Annotated in this window: 22 protein-coding genes and 1 tRNA gene; 8 read left to right on the top strand and 15 right to left on the bottom strand. The window is 71.6% G+C overall.

The features are described from left to right. Positions 1 to 42 precede the first annotated feature (42 nt). From ACF073_RS20630 to ACF073_RS20620, 3 genes are all read left to right on the top strand, one after another. The gene (locus ACF073_RS20630; RefSeq protein ID WP_392071949.1) at positions 43 to 1,248 is read left to right on the top strand and encodes a DNA polymerase III subunit delta'; all 1,206 of its coding nucleotides are present in this window, start codon (positions 43 to 45) and stop codon (positions 1,246 to 1,248) included. A gap of 322 nt (positions 1,249 to 1,570) precedes the next feature. Then, positions 1,571 to 3,184, top strand: coding sequence for an alpha/beta hydrolase (locus tag ACF073_RS20625; protein ID WP_392071948.1), 1,614 nt, complete (start codon positions 1,571 to 1,573; stop codon positions 3,182 to 3,184). A 107-nt stretch (positions 3,185 to 3,291) separates the two neighbouring features. Further along, a tRNA-Thr gene (locus ACF073_RS20620) sits at positions 3,292 to 3,368 on the top strand. 44 nt (positions 3,369 to 3,412) lie between these two features. Here the strand turns inward: ACF073_RS20620 and ACF073_RS20615 are convergent. The 13 genes from ACF073_RS20615 to ACF073_RS20555 all read right to left on the bottom strand — a co-directional run bounded on the left by ACF073_RS20615 (position 3,413) and on the right by ACF073_RS20555 (position 13,599). Beyond that, positions 3,413 to 4,798, bottom strand: a complete 1,386-nt coding sequence (locus ACF073_RS20615; RefSeq protein WP_392071946.1) for a tyrosine-type recombinase/integrase — start codon at positions 4,796 to 4,798, stop codon at positions 3,413 to 3,415. Positions 4,799 to 4,857: 59 nt separating this feature from the next. After that, on the bottom strand, positions 4,858 to 5,061 hold the full coding sequence (locus ACF073_RS20610) for a helix-turn-helix domain-containing protein (RefSeq protein ID WP_392071944.1): 204 nt from the start codon (positions 5,059 to 5,061) through the stop codon (positions 4,858 to 4,860). Positions 5,062 to 5,248: 187 nt separating this feature from the next. Further along, positions 5,249 to 6,403 (bottom strand): DUF3631 domain-containing protein, encoded by a 1,155-nt coding sequence (locus ACF073_RS20605; protein ID WP_392071943.1) that lies wholly within the window; start codon positions 6,401 to 6,403, stop codon positions 5,249 to 5,251. Beyond that, entirely contained in the window at positions 6,400 to 6,756 is a 357-nt protein-coding gene (locus ACF073_RS20600; protein ID WP_392071941.1) for a hypothetical protein, read from the bottom strand. Before ACF073_RS20600 ends, ACF073_RS20605 begins: the two co-directional genes overlap by 4 nt. Next, on the bottom strand, positions 6,753 to 7,646 hold the full coding sequence (locus ACF073_RS20595) for a bifunctional DNA primase/polymerase (protein WP_392072461.1): 894 nt from the start codon (positions 7,644 to 7,646) through the stop codon (positions 6,753 to 6,755). Before ACF073_RS20595 ends, ACF073_RS20600 begins: the two co-directional genes overlap by 4 nt. 157 nt (positions 7,647 to 7,803) lie before the next feature. Then, positions 7,804 to 8,301 carry a hypothetical protein gene (locus ACF073_RS20590; protein WP_392071939.1) on the bottom strand — a complete coding sequence of 166 codons (498 nt, stop codon included), beginning with the start codon at positions 8,299 to 8,301 and terminating at the stop codon, positions 7,804 to 7,806. Positions 8,302 to 8,468: 167 nt separating this feature from the next. Continuing rightward, positions 8,469 to 10,529: a plasmid transfer protein TraB gene (gene traB, locus ACF073_RS20585; RefSeq protein WP_392072460.1), complete on the bottom strand. Its 2,061-nt coding sequence runs from the start codon at positions 10,527 to 10,529 to the stop codon at positions 8,469 to 8,471. A 40-nt stretch (positions 10,530 to 10,569) separates the two neighbouring features. Further along, the gene (gene traA / locus ACF073_RS20580) at positions 10,570 to 11,133 is read right to left on the bottom strand and encodes a plasmid transfer protein TraA (RefSeq protein ID WP_392071937.1); all 564 of its coding nucleotides are present in this window, start codon (positions 11,131 to 11,133) and stop codon (positions 10,570 to 10,572) included. Between the two features lie 19 nt (positions 11,134 to 11,152). Then, complete coding sequence (locus ACF073_RS20575) at positions 11,153 to 11,650, bottom strand: hypothetical protein (protein WP_392071936.1); 498 nt, start codon at positions 11,648 to 11,650, stop codon at positions 11,153 to 11,155. A gap of 47 nt (positions 11,651 to 11,697) precedes the next feature. Continuing rightward, positions 11,698 to 12,042, bottom strand: coding sequence for an RRQRL motif-containing zinc-binding protein (locus ACF073_RS20570; protein WP_392071935.1), 345 nt, complete (start codon positions 12,040 to 12,042; stop codon positions 11,698 to 11,700). Beyond that, positions 12,042 to 13,052 carry a DUF2637 domain-containing protein gene (locus tag ACF073_RS20565; protein ID WP_392071933.1) on the bottom strand — a complete coding sequence of 337 codons (1,011 nt, stop codon included), beginning with the start codon at positions 13,050 to 13,052 and terminating at the stop codon, positions 12,042 to 12,044. The genes ACF073_RS20570 and ACF073_RS20565 overlap by 1 nt, the downstream gene beginning before the upstream one ends. Further along, positions 13,049 to 13,336, bottom strand: coding sequence for a DUF6303 family protein (locus ACF073_RS20560; RefSeq protein ID WP_392071931.1), 288 nt, complete (start codon positions 13,334 to 13,336; stop codon positions 13,049 to 13,051). The genes ACF073_RS20565 and ACF073_RS20560 overlap by 4 nt, the downstream gene beginning before the upstream one ends. After that, positions 13,336 to 13,599 carry a DUF6284 family protein gene (locus ACF073_RS20555; protein WP_392071929.1) on the bottom strand — a complete coding sequence of 88 codons (264 nt, stop codon included), beginning with the start codon at positions 13,597 to 13,599 and terminating at the stop codon, positions 13,336 to 13,338. The genes ACF073_RS20560 and ACF073_RS20555 overlap by 1 nt, the downstream gene beginning before the upstream one ends. Positions 13,600 to 14,312: 713 nt before the next feature. Between ACF073_RS20555 and ACF073_RS20550 the strand changes: the two genes are divergently transcribed. Together ACF073_RS20550 and ACF073_RS20545 are read left to right on the top strand one after the other, a co-directional pair. After that, on the top strand, positions 14,313 to 15,038 hold the full coding sequence (locus ACF073_RS20550; protein ID WP_392071927.1) for an XRE family transcriptional regulator: 726 nt from the start codon (positions 14,313 to 14,315) through the stop codon (positions 15,036 to 15,038). Positions 15,039 to 15,041: 3 nt separating this feature from the next. Continuing rightward, complete coding sequence (locus ACF073_RS20545; RefSeq protein WP_392071926.1) at positions 15,042 to 15,515, top strand: NUDIX domain-containing protein; 474 nt, start codon at positions 15,042 to 15,044, stop codon at positions 15,513 to 15,515. Here ACF073_RS20545 and ACF073_RS20540 read toward each other — a convergent pair. Both ACF073_RS20540 and ACF073_RS20535 read right to left on the bottom strand, forming a co-directional pair. Beyond that, positions 15,503 to 16,069, bottom strand: a complete 567-nt coding sequence (locus ACF073_RS20540) for an HD domain-containing protein (RefSeq protein WP_392071924.1) — start codon at positions 16,067 to 16,069, stop codon at positions 15,503 to 15,505. The genes ACF073_RS20545 and ACF073_RS20540 overlap by 13 nt on opposite strands. 1 nt (position 16,070) lies before the next feature. After that, entirely contained in the window at positions 16,071 to 16,532 is a 462-nt protein-coding gene (locus ACF073_RS20535) for a GntR family transcriptional regulator (protein ID WP_392071923.1), read from the bottom strand. Between the two features lie 579 nt (positions 16,533 to 17,111). Between ACF073_RS20535 and ACF073_RS20530 the strand changes: the two genes are divergently transcribed. From ACF073_RS20530 to ACF073_RS20520, 3 genes are all read left to right on the top strand, one after another. Next, complete coding sequence (locus ACF073_RS20530; protein ID WP_392071922.1) at positions 17,112 to 17,246, top strand: hypothetical protein; 135 nt, start codon at positions 17,112 to 17,114, stop codon at positions 17,244 to 17,246. Positions 17,247 to 18,051: 805 nt separating this feature from the next. Continuing rightward, entirely contained in the window at positions 18,052 to 18,945 is an 894-nt protein-coding gene (locus tag ACF073_RS20525; RefSeq protein WP_392071920.1) for a glycosyltransferase family 2 protein, read from the top strand. Positions 18,946 to 19,579: 634 nt separating this feature from the next. After that, entirely contained in the window at positions 19,580 to 23,098 is a 3,519-nt protein-coding gene (locus ACF073_RS20520; RefSeq protein WP_392071919.1) for a BTAD domain-containing putative transcriptional regulator, read from the top strand. Positions 23,099 to 23,100: the final 2 nt, after the last annotated feature.

The raw sequence follows: 23,100 nt of genomic DNA, 5'->3' as shown, positions 1-23,100 counted from the left end.
GGATGCCGGAACGCGGAATGTGACGGAAGGACGGCGTGACCCATGACCGTATGGGACGACCTCGTCGGGCAGGAGAAGGTGAGCGCGGTGCTCGACGCCGCCGCGCGGGACGCCGACGCCCTCGTCACGGCCGCCGCTGCGGCCCAGCCGCTGCCCGAGGCGTCGAAGATGACGCACGCCTGGCTGTTCACGGGCCCGCCCGGCGCGGGCCGGAACCAAGCGGCGCGGGCCTTCGCCGCGGCCCTGCAGTGCGTGAGCCCGGACCGCGCGCTCGGCGGCACCCCCGGCTGCGGCTTCTGCGACGGCTGCCACACCGCGCTGCTCGGCACCCACGCGGATGTCAGCGCCGTCGCAGCGGTCGGTGCCGAGATCCTGGTCAAGGACATGCGGGACACGGTTCGCAAGTCCTTCACCTCCCCGGCGAACGGCCGCTGGCAGATCATCCTGGTCGAGGACGCCGAGCGGCTGAACGAGAAGTCGGCGAACGCCGTCCTCAAGGCCGTCGAGGAGCCCGCCCCCCGCACGGTCTGGCTGCTGTGCGCCCCCTCCATCGAGGACGTCCTGCCGACGATCCGCTCCCGCTGCCGGCACCTGAACCTGCGCACGCCGTCCGTCGACGCCGTGGCCGACATGCTCGTACGGCGCGACGGCATCGAACCCGAGGTCGCCGCGACCGCCGCCCGCGCCACCCAGGGCCATGTCGACCGGGCCCGCCGCCTCGCCACCGACCCGGCGGCCCGTGAGCGCCGGGCCGGCGTGCTGAGGCTGCCGCTGCGGCTCGACGAGGTCGGCGCCTGCCTCAAGGCCGCCCAGGAGCTGGTCGACGCGGCGGCCGAGGACGCCAAGCAACTCGCCGAGGAGACGGACGGCAAGGAGTCCGAGGAGCTGAAGGCGGCGCTCGGCGCGTCCCAGGGCGGCCGGCTGCCACGGGGCACGGCGGGGGTGATGAAGGACCTGGAGGACATGCAGAAGCGCCGCAGAACCCGTACGCAGCGCGACAGCCTGGACGTCGCCCTCGGCGACCTCACCGCCTTCTACCGCGATGTCCTCGCCCTCCAGCTCGGCACCCGTGTGGCGCTCGCCAACGCCGACGCCGAGGACGCCCTGGACCGGCTGGCCCGTGGCAGCACCCCGGAGTCCACCCTGCGCCGCATCGAGGCGATCGCCGCCTGCCGCGACGCCCTGGACCGCAATGTGGCTCCGCTGCTGGCGGTGGAGGCGATGACGATGGCCCTGAGAGCCGGCTGACACCGACCGGGCGGACGGGACGACGCCGCCGGGCGCGGCGGCGGGCGCGGGCGCGGGCGCGGGCATGAGCGTGGGCAGGACCGACGGCCGGCGCCGGACGGCTGGCGGGCGCTCGTACGAAAGGGGCCGCGACGACGTCCACGCGCACGCGCCCAGGGGCCAGCGGCGACGTCCACGCGCACGCGCCAAGGGCAGCGCTGGCGTCCACGGGCCGTGTCCGCTTCCGTCCCCGTGTCCCCCGTACTCCGTCCCCGTGTCCCTCGTAGGAGGCACAAAGCCCACAGAGCGCACCCGATCCATCGCGCAGCGTTACGCTCGCCTGGTGTATACCAGGCCATCCCCCCACTCCCGCCGGACCCAGGGCATCCGCCCCCGGCCGCCGGCCCGCCTCACGGCCGCGCTTCTCACGGCCGCCGCCCTGCTCGTGTCCGCCTGCTCCGCCGGCATCTCGACCACGCCGGCGGGCGGGACGGTGGAGGAGGCGGCGCTGGCCGCGCTGCCGCGCGCGACGCCGTCGGCCCTCACGTCGTACTACGGCCAGCGGCTGGGGTGGCGTGACTGCGGCGCCCCCGGCTACCAGTGCGCCACGATGAAGGCCCCGCTGGACTACGCGAACCCCGACGCGGGCTCCGTCCGGCTCGCCGTCGCCCGCAAGAAGGCCACCGGCAAGGGCAGGGCGCTCGGTTCGCTGCTGGTCAACCCGGGCGGCCCGGGCGGCTCGGCGGTCGCCTACCTCCAGCAGTACGCGGGCTTCGGCTACCCGGAGGAGGTACGCGCCCGCTACGACATGGTGGCGGTGGACCCGCGGGGCGTCGCCCGCAGCGAGCCCGTCGAATGTGTCGACGGACGGCAGATGGACGCGTACACGCAGACCGATCTGACCCCCGACGACCCGCGGGAACAGGGCGCGGTCGTCGCGGCGGACCGCGAGTTCGCGGAGGGCTGCGGGGCGCGGTCGGCGCGGCTGCTGCGGCACGTCTCCACCGTCGAGGCGGCCCGGGACATGGACATCCTGCGGGCGGTGCTCGGGGACCGGAAGCTGCACTACGTCGGGGCGTCGTACGGCACGTTCCTCGGGGCGACGTACGCCGGGCTGTTCCCCGCGCGGGTCGGCCGGATGGTCCTGGACGGCGCGATGGACCCCTCCCTGGACGCCCGCAGGCTGAACCTGGACCAGACGGCGGGCTTCGAGACGGCGTTCCAGGCGTTCGCGAAGGACTGCGTACGGCAGTCCGACTGCCCGCTCGGCGGCAGGAGCGCGACGCCCGCGCAGGTCGGCGACCACCTGCGGGCGTTCTTCCGCAGCCTGGATGCCCGCCCCGTCCCGGCCGGCGACAAGGACGGCCGCAAGCTGGGAGAGGCGCTGGCCACCACCGGGGTGATCGCGTCGATGTACGACGAGGGGTCCTGGGGCCAACTGCGCCAGGCGCTCACCTCGGCGATGAAGGATCACGACGGCGCCGGCCTGCTGGCCCTCTCCGACAGCTACTACGAGCGCGACACAAAAGGCCACTACAGCAACCTGATGATGGCCAACGCCGCCGTGAACTGCCTGGACCTGCCCCCGGCGTTCTCCGGCCCCGGCGAGGTCGAGAAGGCGCTGCCCGCCTTCGAGAAGGCGTCCCCGGTCTTCGGCAGGGGCCTGGCCTGGGCATCGCTGAACTGCGCGTACTGGCCGGTGCGGGCGACGGGCGAGCCGCACCGCATCGAGGCCGAGGGGGCGGCGCCGATCGTGGTCGTCGGCACCGTCCGCGACCCGGCGACGCCCTACCGCTGGGCGCGTTCCCTGGCCGGCCAGCTCTCCTCCGCCCGCCTCCTGACCTACGACGGCGACGGCCACACGGCGTACGGCCGCGGCAGCGCCTGCATCGACGCGGCGATCAACGCCTACCTCCTCCGAGGCACCCCGCCGGCCAGCGGAAAGCGCTGCTCATAGCCCCGCCGACCGCCCCGGAGCCGCCTGCTCCGGGGCGGGTACGAAGCACCCCGGGAAACTGTGTAGACTTACCGACGTTGCTGATCGCACCATAGTGCGGGCAGCGCGCCGCTTTAGCTCAGATGGCCAGAGCAACGCACTCGTAATGCGTAGGTCTCGGGTTCGAATCCCGAAAGCGGCTCCATCGGAAAGACCAGCTAGGAACGTTCCTAGCTGGTCTTTCGTCGTTCAGCGCACGCGACGGCGGAGCCGCGCGCGGGCCGCACGGCTGTCGCCGGTCTCAGTTCTGGTCTCAGTCGAGGGTTCCGGGCGAGGCATGAAGGCGTCGCCCATGCGGCGCATCGCGTCCTTCGAGAGGTGCGAGCGCCCCTTCACGTATCGCCGGGTCTGACTGATCTGGGTGTGCCGCAGGATCTCCATGATGGTCGGCATGTCGACCCCCAGTTCGTTGAGGATCGTGCCGGCGGTGTGGCGACTCCCGTCGTACAGCCGGCGGTCGTCGATCCCGGCTTCCGCGAGCAGCTCCTTGAACTCCTCCCAGTCGGCCCGGGGGTCGATCGGCCGGCCGTCCGGCCGCGTGAAGACGGCGCCGCTCTCCTCCCAGGAGTCCCCGGCCGCCTCTCGCAGCGCGTTCTGCCGTTCCTTGTGTTCGTTCAGGTAGGGGACGAACGGCGGGGGAATCGGTACCGGGTTCCGGCTCTTCTTCGTCTTCGGCCGGGTGAAGACGAGTCCGCCGTTCTTGCGCTCCGGGCACGCGCTCGCGTGCCGGGTGCAGCCTTTCGGGCACGGCTTGGGGCACCCGCGCTTGTAGCTCCTGTGCGTCTGGCAGTCCGGCGGACAGGGCTCGAACCGGTGCAGTCGAGCACCGCAGCCGTGGGGGTCCTTGCAGCCGTGCCGCCAGGTGAGTCGCTGGAGCTGCCACTGGGGGTGAAACAGCTCGTTTTCCAGGTCGACGTACGACCAGCGCAGGCCGAGCGTCTCGCCCTGCCGGAAGCCCATGCCGACACCGACGCACCACCGCATGAAGGTGGGCCGCTTCGCCGCGGCTTCCAGGAACGCTTTGGCTTCCTCGGTGGTGAAGGGGTTCGCCTCGGTCTCATCGACGGTCGGCGGGTCGACCAGTGTCGCTACGTTCTCGCCGATGATCCGACGGCGGTGGGCGATCTTGAGTGCGCGGGACAGGATGCGGTGCACCTTGAGGACGTGCGACGGGGCGTGTCCCTCGTCCAGCATGGCGCGGTACATCCGTTCCAGATGCTCCGGGGCGAGCTTGTCGAGCCGGTGCTGTCCCACGCCGGGGTTGATGTCGTTGCGGGTCTTCGACCAGTAGTCGTCCAGGGAACGCGGCTTGAGCTTCAGGCTCGCGATCTCGGTCAGGTAGGTCTCCATCCACTGCGCGACGGTCGGCTTGCGGCCGGCCTTGGGGGCCCGGCCCTTGTCGCGCAGCGCTTCCAGCTCGCGGACCTTGCGGCGCACCTCCGCTTCGGTCTTCGCGCGTCGGTGGCGTCGGTCGGGGCTTCCGTCGTTTTTCACGCCCATCGTGACGCGGCCGTGCCACCAGCCGTCGGCGCCGAGGTAGATGGACGACTCCATGTTGGCCTTGCGGGGGCTCATGTACTCCTCCGAACGCGATGGGACCCCGGGCGGGCGGCCCGGGGTCCCATCGCGCATGCTCAGCAGGACTGCGCTTCCAGGGCGTTGACGAACTCTTCGAGGTGACACCGCTTGATGCGGCGCGACCGGCCGCGCTTGACGAACTTCAGCTCTCCGGCGGCCATCAGTTCGTAGACGGTGGAGCGGCCGAAACTCAGCACTTCGGCGGCTTCCTCCGGGGTGTAGAGCAGTCGGTCGATGCGGACGACGGCGGTGCTGTTCACGTGGATCTCTCCTCAGCAGCGCATCGGGGCACTGGGCCCCCTTCCGGGAAGTCCGCTACTTCCGCTACCTCCGCTACCGCGCAGGTCAGGGGCCTGCCGGTGGTAGCGGATGGCGGTAGCGGTAGCGGATGGGTAGCGGTCCGGTAGCGGATCGCGGGGGCGGTATCCGCTACCGGATCAGTGCTGGTCAGACCATGTTTTCGGTGCCGGGTAGCGGAGGTAGCGGATTCTGCCGGGGCGGGGGGCAGTAGCGGGACCAGGCGTCGTGCAGATCGGTCGCGTAATAGCCCTTGAGGACGCCTCCGCCGGTCTTGATGTTGCGGGAGGTGATCGGGTCTCCGTCGGCGGTGACGTACTCGGAGAGCATCCGGGACAGGCGGCGGGAGTCGAGCGGCTTGCCGCCCATGTCCGCCCAGGGCGCGTCGTCCATGGCGTTGAGCCGGTCGAGGATGGCGACGGTGGGCAGGCGGTCGATGCCGGCCATGACGTGGTCGCGCAGGTCGGTTAGCAGTCGGATGCCGATGCTGCCCTTGTCGTTGGCCCGGGAGGCTTTGACCAGGGTGAGGCAGGCTTCCCGTGCTCGCTTCGGCCAGTCGCCGCCGGCTGCGTCCGCTACGGCGAGGAGGGGTTCCCACACGTCGGCGGGCCGGTCGGCGACCCCGTCCGGCATCTCCGGGAACGCGTCCGTGACCTGCCTCTGGATGGCCTCGGCCCACTTGCTGAGACGGTCACGCAGTGCGTTGCCTTCCCGCACGTGGATGCGGGTGCGGAACTGCTCGACCTGCTCGTTCGGGGCGCGGCGGCGCATGCGGACGATGACGGACCGGGTCATGATCGTGTCGGGGAGGTTGCCGAGTCCGGCGACGGCGAGTGCGCAGTAGGAAGGGAAGCCCTGTACTTGCTGGTTGGCGCCGTCCCCAACGCACCGGTACATCACACGGCCGCGGGTGTGGCCGGCGTTGATGAACCCCCGCAGCTGCTCGTTCTCCCCGGCCTTGGGACCGAAGACGGTATCGATCTCATCGAAAAGGATCGTGGGCCGGCCGCCGTCGACGCCGGACACGGAACGGAACAAGGCGGCGGCGGACGCGTCCACGGCTGCCATGGAGCGCGGCACGAGGGTCTCCACCACTTCCAGCGCCCGCGACTTCCCCGACCCCGGTTCCGGGGAGAGGAACGCGAGCCGCGGGGTGGAGTCGAACGCGTCCAGGAGGTGGGCGTGCGCGTCCCACAGGGCCACTGCGACGTAGGCGGCTTCCGTCGGGAAGACGTTGAAGCGCCGGTGGAAGGCTTCCACCTCGTTGAGCAGCGCGGCCCCGTCGATGGGGGTGGGTGCGCTCATGCGGCGGCCCTCTCTTCCTGGGGGTGGCGGAGCGGGCAGGCGTTGCGGTGGGCGGTGTGCGCCTCGATCAGGGCGATCACCTTGCGTTTGCCGACGGCGCTCCGGTCCCAGCCGCACTCGCACTGGGAGGTGGCCGTGGGTCGGGTGCCGCGCGGGGCGCGGATGTGCAGCCACGCGATGGGGTACCGGCCGTCGTCCTGGCGCGGGTCAGGGCGAAGAGCAGTGACGACGCCCTTGCGGGCGGCGCCTGTCGACTCGCCCTCGGCCGGTTCGGGCGCGGCCTGTTCGGCGACAGGCTGGCCGGTCGGGGTGAGGGTGAGGCTCTTCAGGCGGGGGCGGGAGGGGGTGTTCATGCCGTGTCCCGGCGCTGCTGGTTGTGGGTGATGGACCAGTTCAGGGCGCTGCGGAGGGTAGATCGGCACTCGGCCGGGGACAGTCCGGCCAACTCGCCCGCCTCCTGAAGAGCCTGCTCGACCACATGCCGGGGGAGGTCGCCCCACGCGACGAACCGCCCCAGGGCTCGCGCAGCACGCAGTAATGTCCCGTCCCGCTGGCCGACGTGGGCCCCGGCGACGGCCCGGGTCTCGTTGGCGAGCGCTACATCCGCATACCGGGTGGATTGCCCCGGGATGGCGGTCGCGGGCGCCTGTGGGGTCCTGGGGGCGGGTCGCAGGATGGTGTGGAGCCACGGGGGTAGTACGGCCGTCTCCAGGCCGCACAGAGACTCGTACGTCCCGGCGGGGGTGATGCTGCCGGCGGCGACGACGTACCCGCCCCATGCCCGGGTGTCGACCAACTCGCCGATGGTCCCGGCGGTGTTGGCCAGCCGGGTTCCGGGCGGGGCGGTGAAGTACAGGTGCCTCCCGCCGCTCGCGGTCCGCACCCGGTAGGTGGCCGGGACGGCGTGGCCGGCGCGCTCGCAGAGCGCCTGGAAGGTTGCCGCGCCGTCAGGCGCGTCCGAACTGCCCTTGTCCTTGGGCACGTCCAGGTCCACGACCACCAGACCGGACGGGCCGGTGGCGATGCCGACGTTGAACGGCGCGAGGGACCAGGCGGCGCGGATGCGATCGGGGTCGGTGGTGGCCCGCTGCTCCCACTTCACGTGCCCGCCGGCACATACGCCGGTGCGGGGGCAGGAGGACTCGCCGTGCAGGGCAGGCCGCTTCGTGCCGGGACGGAGAGGGAAGACGTGCCAGCCGCACTCGGCGGCCTGCAACGCGGCATGCAGCAGGGTGACGTTCATGCCGTCGCCCCCGGACGAACGGGAGTGCGGGCGGTGGAGCCCTCGCCCGATGTCGGCGGGATGGGTCATGCTGGGTGACCTCCACTGTTCAGTTGGATGGTGGGAGCGAGGGCGGCCCCGGATCTTTGGCGAGACGAGGGGGCCGCCCTTGGCGTAGCTAGTGGTTGGTGGTGCGGGCGAACACGCCACGGGTGTGGGTGGTGGTGTTCTCCTGCCGGACCGGCCCTGTGTAGTGGTGGTGGTGTTCGGTGCGGTTGGCTGTGAGGGAGCGCAGGGCGGTCCCGAGGGCCGTGAGGACGGCGGCCAGACCTGCGATGGGCAAGGTGACGAACAGGACGGAGGCCAGGGAGATGGCGGCGAATCCCTGGCAGGCGAGCCAGACGCCGCAGCCGATGCCGACGCACGCGGCGCCGACGCCGATGCCCGCGACGGCGGTGCCGGCGGCCCAGGCGGGGACGATCCGCCGGTCCGGCTGGAGGACCGGGGGCGTGCTGCCGTAGGCGGGCAGCGGGGTGGCGTCGCGGTACGCGGTGGCCGTCTCGGGAAGGGGCCGGTAGGCATCGGCGATGATCCGGCGGGCTTCGGCGTCAGCTTCCGAGTCGGTCAGGCGGGGGTCAGATCGGATCGAGTCGGGGGCGTGCTCGGAGTGGGACACGGTGCACTCCTGCGGGTGAGGCGCGGGCCCACGCAGCGCGTGCATGGGCGGGCCCGCGGGCGAGTGTCAGGCAGGTGTCAGGGACGTTAGGCGGGGGGCGTCACGCGGTTCTGACAGTGGGTTTGCCTAGGGGTTTGGGTGTCAGGCGTGCGTGACGGTGTCAGGTGTCAGGCGGCCGTCAGGATGGGGACGATGCGCCACCGGCCGGTGGTGTTCGTCGGCTCCAGGCGCCCTTCCTCGGCAGCTTCCTTCAGCCGGGCGGACACCCAGGGGCGGGAGAGGCGGTGGGCGTCGCACCAGTCCATGAAGTCCCTCGGGCCCACGATCATCTGGCCGCCCGTCTCGAAGTCCTCCAGCGCCTGGGCGAACAGGAGCCGGGCCTCCTCGGGGGAGGGCTTGCGGCCGGTCTCCTGTCCAAAGATCGGCGCGTCGTCGCCTTCCTCGTCGCCGGGCAACTCGGCTTCGGGGTCGATGTCGGTGTCCTCGGGGTCGATCAGCAGCCCGTGCCCCTGTCCCTGCCCGTCGTTCATGTCGTGGTCTCCCTGCACGGAGGTCAGTCGCGGGCTGCCCGTGGCCGGGGCGGGGTCGGGGGTGGTGCGGCCGGTGTAGGCGCGGCCGGCGACCGCGGTCACCGCTGCGGCCGTGACCGGGTCGGCGGTCGCGCCCTCCCGCAGGGCCCACGCCGCGAGCTGCTCCATGAGGGGGACGGCGCGGGCGGGGAAGGCGAAGGTACGGCCCGGGGACGGGTAGCGGTCCTCAGGGATGCCGCCGCTGACCACGTAGCAGTAGCCGGGTCGCCGGTTGCCCCACGCTCCGGGATGGGCCCCCGCCGCCAGCACCTCATCGGGCAACGAGAATCCTTCGTCACGCCGGTCACAGCCGAGTGCGATCACGGACGGCAGCGAGGCCCGGGTGCTCGGAGACATCTGGTCGTAGGAGGGGCGCTGCAGGGACACGATCAGGGAGACGCCGGCGGAGCGGGCTTCCTGCGCGATCCCGGTGAACGCGTCGTCGCCGAGGTTGCGCAGGGTGTTCGCCGCTTCCTCGAACCAGGCCACCAGGAACGGCATACCAGCGCACCCGCACGCCCGGCCGGGCTGGCAGGAATGGTCGACGTCGGTCTGGGTCTGGGCGGCGGCGGGGAGCCACTGCCGGTAGCCGTGGGCGCCGAGCCAGCGGGTGCGGGCGGGGATGACGGCCTTGACCGCCTCCACCATGACCTCTGTCTCCGCCCCGCCCTCGGCGGACCAGTCCATGCCGGGCCGCAGCGGAGCGAAGTCCTGGAACGCTTTCGGGTCGGACACCCACAGCAGCACGTCCCGGCGGGAAAAAATCTCCGTCTGGAGGTTCAGCGCGGTCTCGCCCTTGCCGGATCCGGTGCCGCCCGCGATCAGGACGTGGGTGCTGTTCCGCTTGGCTTCCGGGTCGCCGGGGAGCCAGATGACGAGGGGGGAGCCGTCGTCGTACCGGCCGATGACCAGCGGTTCCGCGATCGAACCCCCGAGGTTCGACGGCCCCTCGTACTCCGCCGGCTGAGCGAGCATGTCTTCGGGGACGATGACCAGCTCACCGCGTCGGCTGGAGTCGGGGGAGGGGTGGTAGCGGACGGCGGAGGCGGGCAGGTCCAGCGCGGATGCGATCCGGGCCAGTGCCTTGGAGACGTCGTCGTTGGTTTGCTCGCCCGGCTCCAGCGACAAAGGTGCCGTGACCCGGTTCGGCTCCACCTTCGCCGCACCGATCTGCGCACGCGCCAGACCGACCTTCTCCAGCAGCCCCTTATCGCCGCCGCCGCCCTGAGGGTCGCTGTCGTTACGGCGCAGGACCATCCGCACGTTCCAGGAGAGCGCGACGACGGGCCCGCCCATCAGGAACAGGTCGTCCAGGGGGCCAGTCAGGGGGCCGGCGAGGCAGGCCGCGGTCACCCACGCCGACCCCGCCGCCACCGTGATGGCCGAGTGCAGTCGGCGCTGCTGGGTGGTGGACTTCCCCGCCCACCAGGTGGCTGCGGTGAGGGTGACGGAGGCGAGGGTGAGGCCGACGCCGGCCCCGGCGGAGGCTTCCCACCGCAGCGAGCCGAGGGCACCGGCCATGCCCGTGCCGGCCCATCCGAGCCAGGGCGGCAGATGCGGCATGACCCGGTTGAGCAGGTAGACGCCCACATTGCCGCCCGAACCGGTGGCGTAGGACGGGGCGAGGTAGCCGACTGTGCCGTCCTGGGCGTAAGCCATGGAGCGGCTGTTGTTACGAGCCATGATCGGCCCTCCTTCCCTACTGCTGGGCCCAGTTCATGACCGGCTGCTGGGGCCGGCGGGCACGGTGGCGGACGCGGTTGATCTCCTCTTCGAACTCCTGCTGGAACACGGCGTAGGTGGCGGCGGCGTTCTTCGCCGCGTCCCGCAGCGCGTCCGCGCTGCGCTGCATCTTGCGGGCCACCTTCTGCGCCCTAATCCGCGAGCCGAACGCCCGCCCCTCCGGGTCCGGCACGGCCGCCAGGACGCCCTTCATGATCTCGGCGCCCATGGACACCTCGATGGACAGCGTCACCGCGGCGGCCCGCAGGGTGTTGCAGTACTGCCGCACCTGGGCCGGAGAGGTGAACTCCGGTGCCGGCAGCAGCGCTTCGGCGTGTGAACGCCCGCCACCGGCGCTGCCACCGCGGTGGTTGTTGGTGGTGCGGTTGATGGTGACGTTGACCGGGGGCGTGAACGAGCTGCCCACCGCGCCGACGAACCCGCCGGCCGCGGCGCCCGCGGCGGCCCCGGCGTTGGCGAACTTGTTCGGCTTGGGCCCGTTCCCGTTGCCGCCGCGACGGTTGGTGTTGGTGGATGCCATCAGTCGACTCCTTCGCAGGTCAGTGGGTGCGGCGGACGATGAGCCATGCGGTCTGCGCGGCAGCCCAGATCAGCAGCCACAGCAGACCGAGCGGGCCGGCGAGCGGTCCGAACCCGGCCGCGGCGGCGAACCAGGCCAGGGCCAGCGTCGTGAGCAGGGCCAAGCCGATACGCCACGCCAGGACCGTTCCGGTTCCGGGACGCCGGCGCTGCATGAGCAGCACCCCCACGGCCGGGCCGGCGGCGAGGCCGGCCAGGACCAGACCGGCCCACGGCGCCTTGGCGTGCAGCAGCCCGGTCGCGGCGAGGGCGAGCAGGGCGAGGCTGGTCGGGGCGAGGGCGCCGCGGTGGCGCCACAGCATGCGACCCACCCACCCGGCGGCCTCCCAGGCGAGGGAGGGCCGCTCGGGGACGACGACCACGAACGGCTGAGCGGCGCGGCGACCGCGCTGGCGAGGGATGTGCACGGTGTGGATGCCAGCGGCCTTGGCGCCGCGAGCACGGGTACGGCTGGACACAGCGAATCTCCTCGTAGGAGGCAGGTGAATGGGGCTGTGCTGTGCGGTCAGGCCGCGGCGGCCTGGTCGTCCGGGAACGCGCACGGGGTGCACATGCCGAGCGCGGCCGGGATGACGTATCCGGCATCGCGGCGGCACTCGGGGCAGGTGCGGCGGGCCCTGTTTGCCTTGGCCAGCGCGGCGCGTTTGGCCGGGGTCATCGGGCGCACCGGCCGGGCCTGGTCGATGCGGTAGAGGTAGGCGACCAGCGGCGGACGTCCCTTGCGGCGGGGGCGTTCGAGCTGCGCGACCACGTCCTGGCCGCCGGGGCGAAGACCGGCCGCGCGCAGCTGCCGAAGCGTTGCCAGCCCCTCCGGGGCCAGCCGCCAGCGGTAAACGGGAAGGGCACCCATCAGCGGCTCGCGATCGCGAGCGCGGCGCCGTCACCGGCCGCCGGGTCGCGGTGTTCGGCGTAGCGGGCGGACACCCACCCGACCGACCAGCCGCACAACTCGGCAGCCGCCCGCACCGCCAGACCGGCGTCGAACGCCGCCCGCACCGTCAGCCGGGCCTGTTCCTCAGGCTGCTTCTCGGCAGCCGGGCCGCGCTCCAGGAGCGCGGCGCGTTCACGCTCGGCCCGCTCCTCGCGCTCGCGCTGTTCACGGCGTTCACGCTCGGCCCGCTCCGTGGTCTCACGCTCGCGGCGTTCGGCGGCCTCCCGCTCGGCGTGCTCACGCTCCCGCTCACGCTGTTCACGCTCGCGTTCACGGCGTTCACGTTCCTCGCGCTCCGCCGCCTCCGCAGCGGCCTTCCGCTCCTGCTCCTCCCGCCAGCGACGTTCTTGCCGCTCCGCAGCCTCACGAGCCAGAGCAGCTTCGTGTTCACGCTGTTCACGCGCCAGCATGGCGGCGTGCTCGCGCTCCTCACGGGCCCGACGTTCGGCCGCTTCCTGTCGGTCGGCGGCGGCCCGCTCCCGCGCCTCTCGCTCCGCCTGCCGCTTCTCCTCCAGCTCGGCCACGGCCCGCGTGATCGCACGCCGGTAGGCCAGCCCGGTTTCCGCGGTGACGATCAGCAGCAGCGGAGCGACCGCGTGAACCGCGACGCCGACCAGGTCCCTGTTCAGGGCGGAGTCGGCGACGTTCAGGGCCAGGGTCATCGCGCCGGTCATCCAGCGCAGCACCACCGGCCACCGGCCACCGTGCCCACCGAGCCGGGCAAGGGCCGCGTCCAGACGGACCACGATCACCACCGCAGCGTCCACGACCAGCGGCAGGATCGGAGCCGTCCATGCCCACTCGGGGGCGGTGTGCTCTGCGGCGAGCGGCGTCACGGTGAGGATGGAGTAGAGCATGGCGCCGGCCACGATCAACCACGTGCCCGCGGACAGGGCGCGTTCCGCTGAGCGGATCTGAACGCCGTTCACGCGCCCGCCCCCGTCCGTGAACGCACCTGAACGGTGGCGATCAGCACGACCGGCGAGGCCGGGTCATCGGGGTCCTGACTGTCCTCCGTCCACTGCCACGCGGCGCCCGGCACCGGCTCGAACCCCAGCACGCTGAGCGAGTCGGTGCGTTCGGTGAACGTCGGCACCGGCTGCTCACGGCCGAACCCGTACTCGGGCCACCACTCGGTGGTGTTCAGCAGCACCACGTACAGACGCCACCGGCCACGGTGCAGGGACATCTGCGCAGTGAACTCGTCAGCCATCACGCCACCCCGGGAGCGGTGGCGGCGGCCCGGTTCGCGAGGATGCGGCGGGCGGCGAGCACCTTGCGCCGGGCCCGACGCAGCCGGCGCATGTCCCAGTCGGTGACCGGCCGGTCCAGCAAACTGATCTCAACGTCCAGCAACTCGACCTGCGCCAGAACCAGCGGCATTTCCTCCGCCACCGCGTCCAGCTCGGCCGGCGTCGGCTCGCGGACGGAGTCATCGGCGGTAACAACCGCCTGAAGTGTGACGATGGGCTTCATGGGTCGTGTTCCTCTCGAAGGGTGAACGGCCCGAACAGCGCCCCCGGAGTTGCCGCTCCGGGGGCGCGCGCCGTTGAAGTCGGATCTAATCCGGCTCCCCACGCCCCGCCCGTACGGCAACCCCAGACAGCGGGGCCCGGACGGGCGAGGGAGGCAACCGGCCGCAGCGTCAGGCGCTGCGCAGCCAGGAGAAGGACCGGAGAGTTGAACGGGCGTGGCCGGCCAGTCCGCGTACCGGCAACGCCAGCGGTCTTCGTTGGTGCACTGGTCTTCCCATCAGCCGAGGTCAACAGAGGTGAATCACTGCAAGGGGGATCGCGTCCCCACACTCCGGCCGTTGATCGCGGTCGCCGGGCCACCTCGCCAGTACGGGTCGGAACCCTGTTGTGCCTGGCCTGCAGCGGGATTGCAGCGTCCCCGCCTTCTGCGTATGCGGCATGAAGCCGCCCATCAGCCGAGCTGTCGCGTCCGGCTGTGCAGTACCTGTTTTACAGGTACTGCATGAGGGTCCGTCAAGTGTGCCGACGGAACCTCGTGTCTCTCGCGCCGAGACTTCTTGGCGCACACTCAGAATCGCCGCAGGTCAGGGGAGTTGGTTACCCCATGCATGGACAGCTTCGAGACTTCTGGCTACGGTCAAGAGGTCCCTAGACGTCCCCACGGGGGTGCAGATGTCGAACGAACGCTTACGGTCGGCCCTTCTCGCCCGAGGCATGACCGTGCAGGGCCTCGCTGAGGCGATCGCGGTCAACCCGAAGACCGTCGAACGCTGGATCACCCAGGGCAAGGTGCCGTACCGGCGTCACCAGTACGCCACAGCGGCAGTGCTGAAGATCGATGTGACGACGCTGTGGGACGACAGTCGGACCGCCGACAGCGCGGCAGACCTGACGAAAGCCGAGATAGCGGCCGTCTACCCGCACCGGCACACGGTGCCGCCCGGACTCTGGCGGGAGCTGTACGGCCGAGCCAAGCAGAATCTGGATGTACTTGTGTACTCCGGCCTGTTCCTCGCAGAAGATCCCCTGTTCCACGGCCTGGTGAAGGCCAAGGCGGAAGCCGGGGCGCAGGTGCGCATCCTGCTGGGAGACCCGGGCTGCGCGGCCGTCCGGCAGCGCGGCATTGACGAGGGCCACCAGATCATGGACGGCAAGATCCGCAACGCCCTGCTGCTGTACCGGCCCCTCATGCGCACTCACCCGGACGTCGGGTTCCGGCTGCACGACTCGACGCTCTACAACTCCATCTACCGCGCAGACGACGAGATGCTGGTGAATCCGCACGTCTACGGCATTGGCGCCTTCATGGCACCGGTTCTGCACCTGCGCCGCCTACCAGGCGGGGGACTCTTCGAGACGTACGCGAATAGCATCGATCACACGTGGGAGAACGCCCGGCCGATCACCGAGCAGGACATACCAAGCATCACGGGAGCTTGAATCATGGGACGCATCGACTACCTCCACGACCCCGACGCCCCGCCGGCCAACTCGGTTGTGCCGTCCGTCGTCGCGTTCGTCCAGAACGACGCCGGCCAGGTGCTGATGATCCAGCGATCCGACAACGGGCGCTGGGCACTGCCCGGAGGCGGTCACGACGTGGGCGAGTCGATCAGCGACACCGTCGTCCGTGAGGTCTGGGAAGAGACCGGGATCAAGGCGGAAGTCGTCGACGTGTCCGGGCTCTACACGGACCCCGGACACGTGATGCAGTACGACGACGGCGAGGTCCGCCAGCAGTTCAGCATCTGCTTCCGCGCGCGGCCGGTCGGCGGCGAACTCCGTACGAGCAACGAGACGACCCAGGTCCGCTGGGTCGACCCGGCGGACCTGACGGAGTTGGACGTGCACCCCACAATGCGGCTCCGCATCGAGCACGCCCAGGACAGGACGCGCACGGCTCCCTACATCGGCTGACGCTTGGCAGTGGCAACGCGTTCGAGCACGCGGGACGTGCACTCCAGGATCTCGGGCTCGGCCCTGCGGATGAACGTCCCGATCAGGCTGTCCGGCCCGTACCGCCCCGTGATCTCGCTGATGCGGTCGATGGGGTTCGTGGGCGTGCCGTCCGGTGTGGTGTTCATGTCGCAGTAGCAGAGCGCGTCGTTGAGGTGCTCGTGCTCCCGTGGGAACTCGCCGTCCAGTTCCTCGCGCATACCGCGCGCCTCCGCCTCCATCCAGGCGCAGGAGTGGTGAGCGACCAGGTTGATGACTCGCTCGTCGGCGCCGGCAACGTCCCGGAGATACCGCGCGCCGTCCAGCGGGTGAAACCCCGTCTTGGCGAGGTCCGGCGCGTACCCGATGTCGTGCAGCACGGCCGCGGCTTCTAGCAGGTCCGCGTCCTGGTCAAGGATCAGCGCGATGGTGCGCGCCCGCTCGGCGACCCCAAGACAGTGCTTCCAACGCCGGGGCAACGGCTCGGCCAGCAGAGACTCGGCCAGGGGATAGGCCCACTCGGTCAACTTTGGCAAGCTACGAACGCTCCTCTCGAACCGGCACGGAGCGGACTGTCCGTACCCTTCCCTGTCCACCCCCCGCCAGCACGCCGGCGGCCTCCAGCTTTTCCAGGGCCTTGGTTACCGTGGGGCGTGAGACCTCGAAGCGTTCGGCTAGTGACGAAGCACTCGGGAACGCTTCCCCCGTTCGGAGTCCGTCAGTCGTGATGACCTCGGCAATCCGCTCATGGAGGGGGCGTCGCTCGACTTGCGTGCCGGATCGCATGACGCGCCAGCGCGCGCCTGGTGTGGGTTCGGCCAGGCCTTCCTGTCGCAAGACGCCATAGGCGCGGATGGCAACCCCGCGCGAGACTCCGTGTTCGCGCATGACTTCAGGCAGGGAAGGTAGCTCAGTCATCTCCGGGTTGCCCTCGATCAGTGCCTTCACCGAGTCGGCAACCTTCAGGAAGGTTCCCCGCGGGCTGGCCTGCTGCGACACCCGATCTCCCCTCTCCCGCTGCTGGCGGAATCAAGCGTCGCACGCCCTTCGGGTCTGGGCGTAGGGCCAGGCTTCAAGTGGGGCGCTTCGCACCGCCCCGAGCGCGGCAAGATGAGTGATCTGCGTCACAAGATAATCACCGGTTGACTCGCTGCCTGAGTAACGCCGGGCAAACGGCGCCGGGGGAAAGCTGTCATGCGCTTACCGGCGACTCTTCCGGCGGACACCGGCTGCGTCTTGCGTCTACTCGCCCTCCCGGAGCCGCACTTGGTGCGTGACCTCGGTAAACGCGGCATTACGTCTTCCTGGTTACGCCTTTGCAATGCTAATGACTTGCGCGGAGTTGGTCCGAGTTGACCCTAATCGATCCCGTGCTAAGGGAGACAAGGAGGGGGCGTCGTGAATTCGCATTACGAAATCTGCTTCTCTAGTGAAGACGCCGACTTATGGATGTCCCTGCCCCCGCCCGCCTATGCTTAGGCCGGTTCCTCCCCACGTTTCGCCGAGTCGTTCGCCTCGGTTGAAGGCGAACCCCTGGGTTGTACTCAGGGCCACTTCAGGGACGGAAGGAGGGGCCAGGTGGCCGAGGAGCAATCCGATGACGGTCGCTGCACGCGGTGCGAACACCGTCGGTCGATTCGACAGGCGGTCGTGGACTGGGTGCCGGTGATCGCGATGGTCATCAAGGAAGTGGTGCAGTACCTCTCGTCATGACGAGAGAGCGTGAACCCGCCGGCGGGCTCAAGAAACGAGCCCGACCGAAGAGAGACCGGCCGGGCTCGTGATCTGCACCCCTGGGGCCTGGCGCTGGTGAAGCAGCGTTAGGCCCTTCCTTGTCTCTTAAGACTTGCGGGGTCAGGCACTCACAGTACCCGTCTATGCATTGTCGGCCAATGCATACAGGGGTCGGTGAAGCGTGCCAGTTGCCAGCGGCAGCAGCGTCAAACGTTTGACGCTGCGCGTGTCTCGCGCTATCCGGCCGGTCGATCTGCCCTCCGCGACGCGTCAAACGTTTGACGCTCCTCTGTGTATGCCGGCCCTCAGGGTGGGCCGACTGGGCCGGGGCGTGAGTAGCGGTCTCAATCGTGGTCTCAGCCGACCCGCATTCTGGTGATGCCCGCCGTCGTCCACCTCAGTCCGACGTTCCACCTGACCAGGCGTGTTGCCTATTTCCCGGACTCCCACGGACGCCCCCGGACCAAGATCGGACAACTCGTAATGCGTAGGTCTCGGGTTCGAATCCCGAAAGCGGCTCCGATGGAGGCCAGGTCACGTCAATCGTGACCTGGCCTTTTTGCTGCTGCCAAGGGGCCCGGGTGGCCGGGACCAGGCCCGCCGAGGGGCGTGGCGGCGGCGTTGCCGCGAGGGTCCTGGAAATGTCGGCACAAAGCCGGATCAAAGACGCGGCAAAGTGAATCGGCGTCAGGCGAACCAGCGGCTCCGAGACAACATCTTGGTGAACGATGGGCAGCGCACGGTCGGGGTGCGGTGCCGCCGTCGGCCGGATGGGGTGTGGGACGTGGTGCAGCCGAGGATCGCCGTCGCCGTGGTGACCATGGGCAACCGGCCCGCCGAGGTCGACGCCCTGCTGGAGTCCGTGGCCAGGCAGCGCCTCGCCCCCGCCCGCATCGTGATCGTCGGGAACGGCTGCCGGCTGCCCGAGTTCGCCCACCGGCTCTCCCTGCCCGGCGAGGTCACCACCATCGACGTCGAGGAGAACCTCGGGTGTCCCGGCGGCCGGAACGTCGCCCTCGCCCGGCTGCGGGAGTTCGGGGACGTCGACGTCGTCGTCGAGCTGGACGACGACGGGCTGCTCGTCGGCCCCGACGTGCTGCACCGGGTCCGCGACCTCTACGCCGCCGACCCCCGCCTCGGCATCGTCGCCTTCCGTATCGCCGACGAGCACGGCGAGACCCAGCAGCGGCATGTGCCCCGGGTGGGCAAGTCCGATCCGCTGCGCGGCGGTTACGTCACCGGGTTCCTCGGCGGCGGGCACGCCCTGTCCACGGCGATGCTGGCCGAGACCGGGGACTGGCCCGCCGAGTTCTTCTTCGCACACGAGGAGATCGACCTCGCCTGGCGGGCCGTCGACGCCGGCTGGAAGATCCTCTACGCCCCCGAACTGCTCCTCCAGCACCCCAGGACCTCGCCCGCCCGGCACGCCGTCTACTTCCGGGTCAACGCCCGCAACCGGGTCTGGCTCGTCCGGCGCCGGCTGCCGCTGCCGCTCGTTCCGGTGCACCTCGGGGCGTGGACGCTGCTCACCCTCGCCCGCACCCGGTCCCTGGCCGGGCTCAGGGCGTGGTTCGGCGGGTTCACGGAGGGGCTGCGGGAGCCGGCCGGCGAGCGGCGGCCGATGCGCTGGCGGACGGTGTGGCGGCTCACCCGTCTTGGACGCCCGCCGGTGCTCTGAGGCGGCGGACGTCCGCCGTGCTCGGCGGACATAAGCCGTGCCGGCCGATGTGAGTCGGGGGCGCGGCGTGCGGCGGGCGGCGGTTGGGGCGCGGCGTAGGAGGGACGTTCATGCGGACGAGCGCCGTGGTGACCGCGAAGAGGTCCCCGGGACAGGGACGGAGGTCCCCCGAACAGGGACGGAGGTCCCCCGAACAGGGACGGACGCCTCGCCGCAGAAGGCGGTAGGCAGAAGGCGGAAAACAGAAGGCGGGACGGGGCCCCGGTCGTTCACCTCCGCCGGCCGGGGCCCTGATCGTCCCCGGATCCGGCCTACGGCGACACTCCCCCGAGTTACGCGACATCCGCGCGCGCCGTCGGACCAGATCCGATGGAATGATCACATCAGGATTCGCCAACGGATCGCTAACATGTGGCCAACGGTTCGTCGGCAAGTCGCGGACCGGTTGGCCGGAAGTCGTCCGGTGGCAGCGGGGAAAGCCCCTCGGACGAGGGGATTCCGATGCCGCTGCGGTGGGCAGAAAGTGGCGGGAAACCGTTGTGGACAGGGCGGGATTCCGCCAGGCAACGGCGGGCACACGCCCGCCGCGGAGCACGGTCGGCCCCCGACCGCGGGAAGGCAGTGGAGCGGCGTGATGCGGCTGTGCGAGCTGCGCTTCGGACTGCTGGGACCGCCGGTCCTCTATGACCGACCCCCGTACGAGATCGCGTACGGCCCCGCTTCGCCCCCCTCGCCCGCTGACTCCCGCGCACCAGGTGAAGACGCCCTCGACAACGACGTCCGGGCCATCGGCAGTCCCAAGGTCCGCAGCCTCCTCGCCGCGTTGCTGCTGGAGCCGGGCCGGGTCGTGTCGGTCGAATCACTGAAGGACGCGCTGTGGGGCGGTGCGCCACCGGTCTCCGCGCAGGCGTCCCTGCACAACCATGTCACCCGGCTGCGCCGGCTCCTCGACGACCCCGAGCGGCTCAGGGCCGTACCGCCCGGTTACGTGCTGCGGGTCGACCACGGCGAGTTGGACGTGCACGTCTTCGACCAGCGGGTCGTCGAGGCGCGGGCGGCGCACGGCCGGCAGGACTGGTCGGGTGTCGTACGGGCCTGCGCCGCCGCGCTCAGGCTGTGGCGCGGCACCCCGCTCAGCGGGCTCCCCGCCGACATCGGCGGCTACGCCCTGGTGCAGCGTCTCGAGGAGGCCCGGCTGCTCCTGCTGGAGTGGCGCTACGACGCCGAACTCTCCCTCGGCGGTGCCCGCCTGGCCGCGCTCGTCCCCGAGCTCGCCGCCCTGATCGCCGAGCATCCGCTGCGTGAGGCGTACCACCGTCAGCTGATGCTCGCCCTGCATCGCACCGGCCGCCAGGCCGAGGCCCTCGCCGTCCATCGTGACCTGCGCGCCCGCCTGGTGGAGGAACTCGGCATCGAACCCGGGCCGGCGGTCCGCCAGGCCCACGTCGAGGTGTTGCGGGGGAACTGCGAGAGGCCGCGGCGGCACACCGGGCACGGCGATCCCCAGCCGGGTGGCCCGGGTGGCCCGGGTGGCCCGGGTGTCACCGGTGGCCTGGGTGGCCCCAGTGGCACGGGAGGGCAGGACGGGCGGTCGCGGGACGAAGCCGGTTCGCCCGCCGGTTCGCCTGCCGGCCTCGACGCACCCGGCCGCACGCGCGGAACCGCTGCCACCCCGCAGCCATCAGCACCCTCCGCCGCACCCCCTGCGTCCCTCGCCCCACCCACGTCCCCCGCCCCATCCGTCCCGCCCGCGTCCCCCTCAACTTCCGCCCCCGCGCGGACCGCCGACGACCCCACCGCCAGCAGCCCCACCGCCGACGACCCCACCGTCCGGCAACCCCCGCGCCCGGCTCAGCTCCCCGCCCCGCCGGCCCACTTCACCGGCCGTGCCGACGTACGCCCGGAGCTGCGCCACGCGCTGACCGAGCCGCCCGCCCCGGCCCCCGCCATCGCCGTGATCAGCGGGATGGCGGGCGTCGGCAAGAGCGCGCTGGCGCTGCACGTGGCCCATGAGCTGAGGGAACGTTTCACCGACGGTCAGCTCTACGTCAACCTGCACGGCGCCACCCCCGGCATGGCCCCGCTCAGCGCCACCCAGGCGCTCACCTCACTGCTGCGCGACCTGGGTGCCGAGTCCCGGCACATCCCCGAACACCCCGACGCAGCGGCCGCGTTGTTCCGCTCGCTGCTCGCGCCCGCCCGCATCCTGCTGGTGCTGGACGACGCGGCGAACGCGGCCCAGGTGCGGCCCCTGCTGCCGGCCGGCCCCGGCTGCGCGGTGATCGTCACCAGCCGTTCGCCGCTCACCGCGCTCGACGGCGCCCGGCGCTTTCCGCTGACCCCGCTGACCCGCGAGGACAGCGCGGCCCTGCTGCGCGTGGTGAGCGGACGCACGGGGCTGGACGCCGGCCATGCGCTGGTCGAGCTGACCGGCCGGCTCCCGCTGGCGCTGCGCGTGGTCGCCGCCCGGCTCGCCGCCCGCCGCGCCCTGACCCCGGACGTCCTGGCCGGCCAACTCGCCGCCACCGGCGGGCGCCTGCGCCATCTGGAGTACGACGACCTGAGCGTCCGGCGCTCCCTTGCCGTCGCCCACGACGCGCTCGCCGTCGCCGGGCGCGAGGCCGACCGGGACGCGGCCCTCGCCCTGCGCCACATCGGCGCGCTGGACCTGCCGGCGTACGGCGCCCCGCTGATCGCCCGTCTGACCGGCACCGACGAGCGCCGCGCCGAGGCGGCCCTGGACCGCCTGGTCGACGTCGCGCTCCTGGAAGAGACGGCGTACGGCCGCTACGCACCCCATGACCTGGTCCGCGACTTCGCCCGCGAACTCGCGGACGCCGACGCGGCCGACGCGGCCGACGCCGAGGCCGGCGTCGCCGCCGAGGCGCAACCCACCGCCCCGAGTACCTCCACTGCCCCCGTCACCTCTGACCAGGCCGCTGCCACCCCTGACCAGTCCGCTGCCGCCCCCGGCCTGCCCGCTGCCACCCCCGACCCGTCCCCCGTCACCCCCGACCTGTCCGCCCTCCGCTGGTACGCCGCCATGGCCGAGCGGGTGTTGACGGCGATCGTGGAGGTCGGGCTCGATCAGGACGACCGGCGGCGGCCGACCGCCGCGCAGCCGGCGGGGCACGCGGCCGACGTGGCCGCCCTGGCGGCCTTCGAGTCGGCCGAGGAGGCCTTCGCCTGGGGCGAGGTGGAGCTGGAGAACGTGGTCGCCCTGGTGGAGCGGAACGCGGACACCGACGATCCGCGCACCGCCGCCCATCTCTCCGTGCTCGTACGGCTGCTCTTCCCCTGTGCGCAGCGCAGTGGCCGGGTCGCCGAGATGGAGGTGCTGGGGCGGGCCGGGCTCGGTGCGGCCCGGCGGCTCGGGGACCCGGCGGCCGAGGCGTACGCGCTGGGCGATCTCGCCGGACTGCACTTCCTGACCGGCCGGCAGAACGACGCCCTCGCCCTCACCGACCGGGCCCTGGAGATCTGGGGGCGGCTGGGCACGGTCTCCCGGATCCGGCGCTGTCTGAACAACCGGGGGCTGCTGCTGGAGGGGCTCGGGCGGTTCGAGGAGTCGGGGGAGGCGCTGCGGCAGAGCCTCGCCTACTCGCGGCTGCTGAACGACCCCTACGGCGAGGCCGTCACCCGCAGCCATCTCGGCAACCTCTACGAGCACACCGACCCGCGCGCCGCCATCGAGGAGCACCAGCGCTCGCTGGCGATCGGGGACACCATCGGCGCGGTCATCGTGCGGCACTCGGCGCACTGCAACATCGGCTACGCCCATCTCACCCTCGGCGAACCGGCCGCCGCCGCCCGGCACTTCGAGGAGAGCCTGCGCATCCTCGGCGGCCACGGCGACTGGCACGGCGAGTCCCAGACCCGGCTCGGCCTGGTCCGCGCGCTGCGGCAGCTGGGGCAGACCGGGCGGGCGTCCGGCGAGTGCGCCGAGCTGCTCGGCCGGGCCGACGCCCGCGCCGACCGCTACACCGGCGGCCTCGCCCTGCACCAGCACGGGCTCCTGCTGCGCGAGCAGGGGCGGCGGGCGGAGGCGTACGACGCCTGGCGTGCGGCCCGTGCGGCGCTGGACGGCACGGACGAGCAGGCGGTCCTCGCGGAGCTGCGGGAGCTGCTGGGCGACGGCCCGGCCGGCCCCTGAAC

Origin of the sequence: Streptomyces sp. NPDC015171, assembly GCF_043079545.1 — a bacterium.
Lineage (GTDB): Bacteria > Actinomycetota > Actinomycetes > Streptomycetales > Streptomycetaceae > Streptomyces.
Note: the sequence above shows the minus strand (reverse complement) of the source record. Positions and strands in the feature narration are given on the sequence as shown.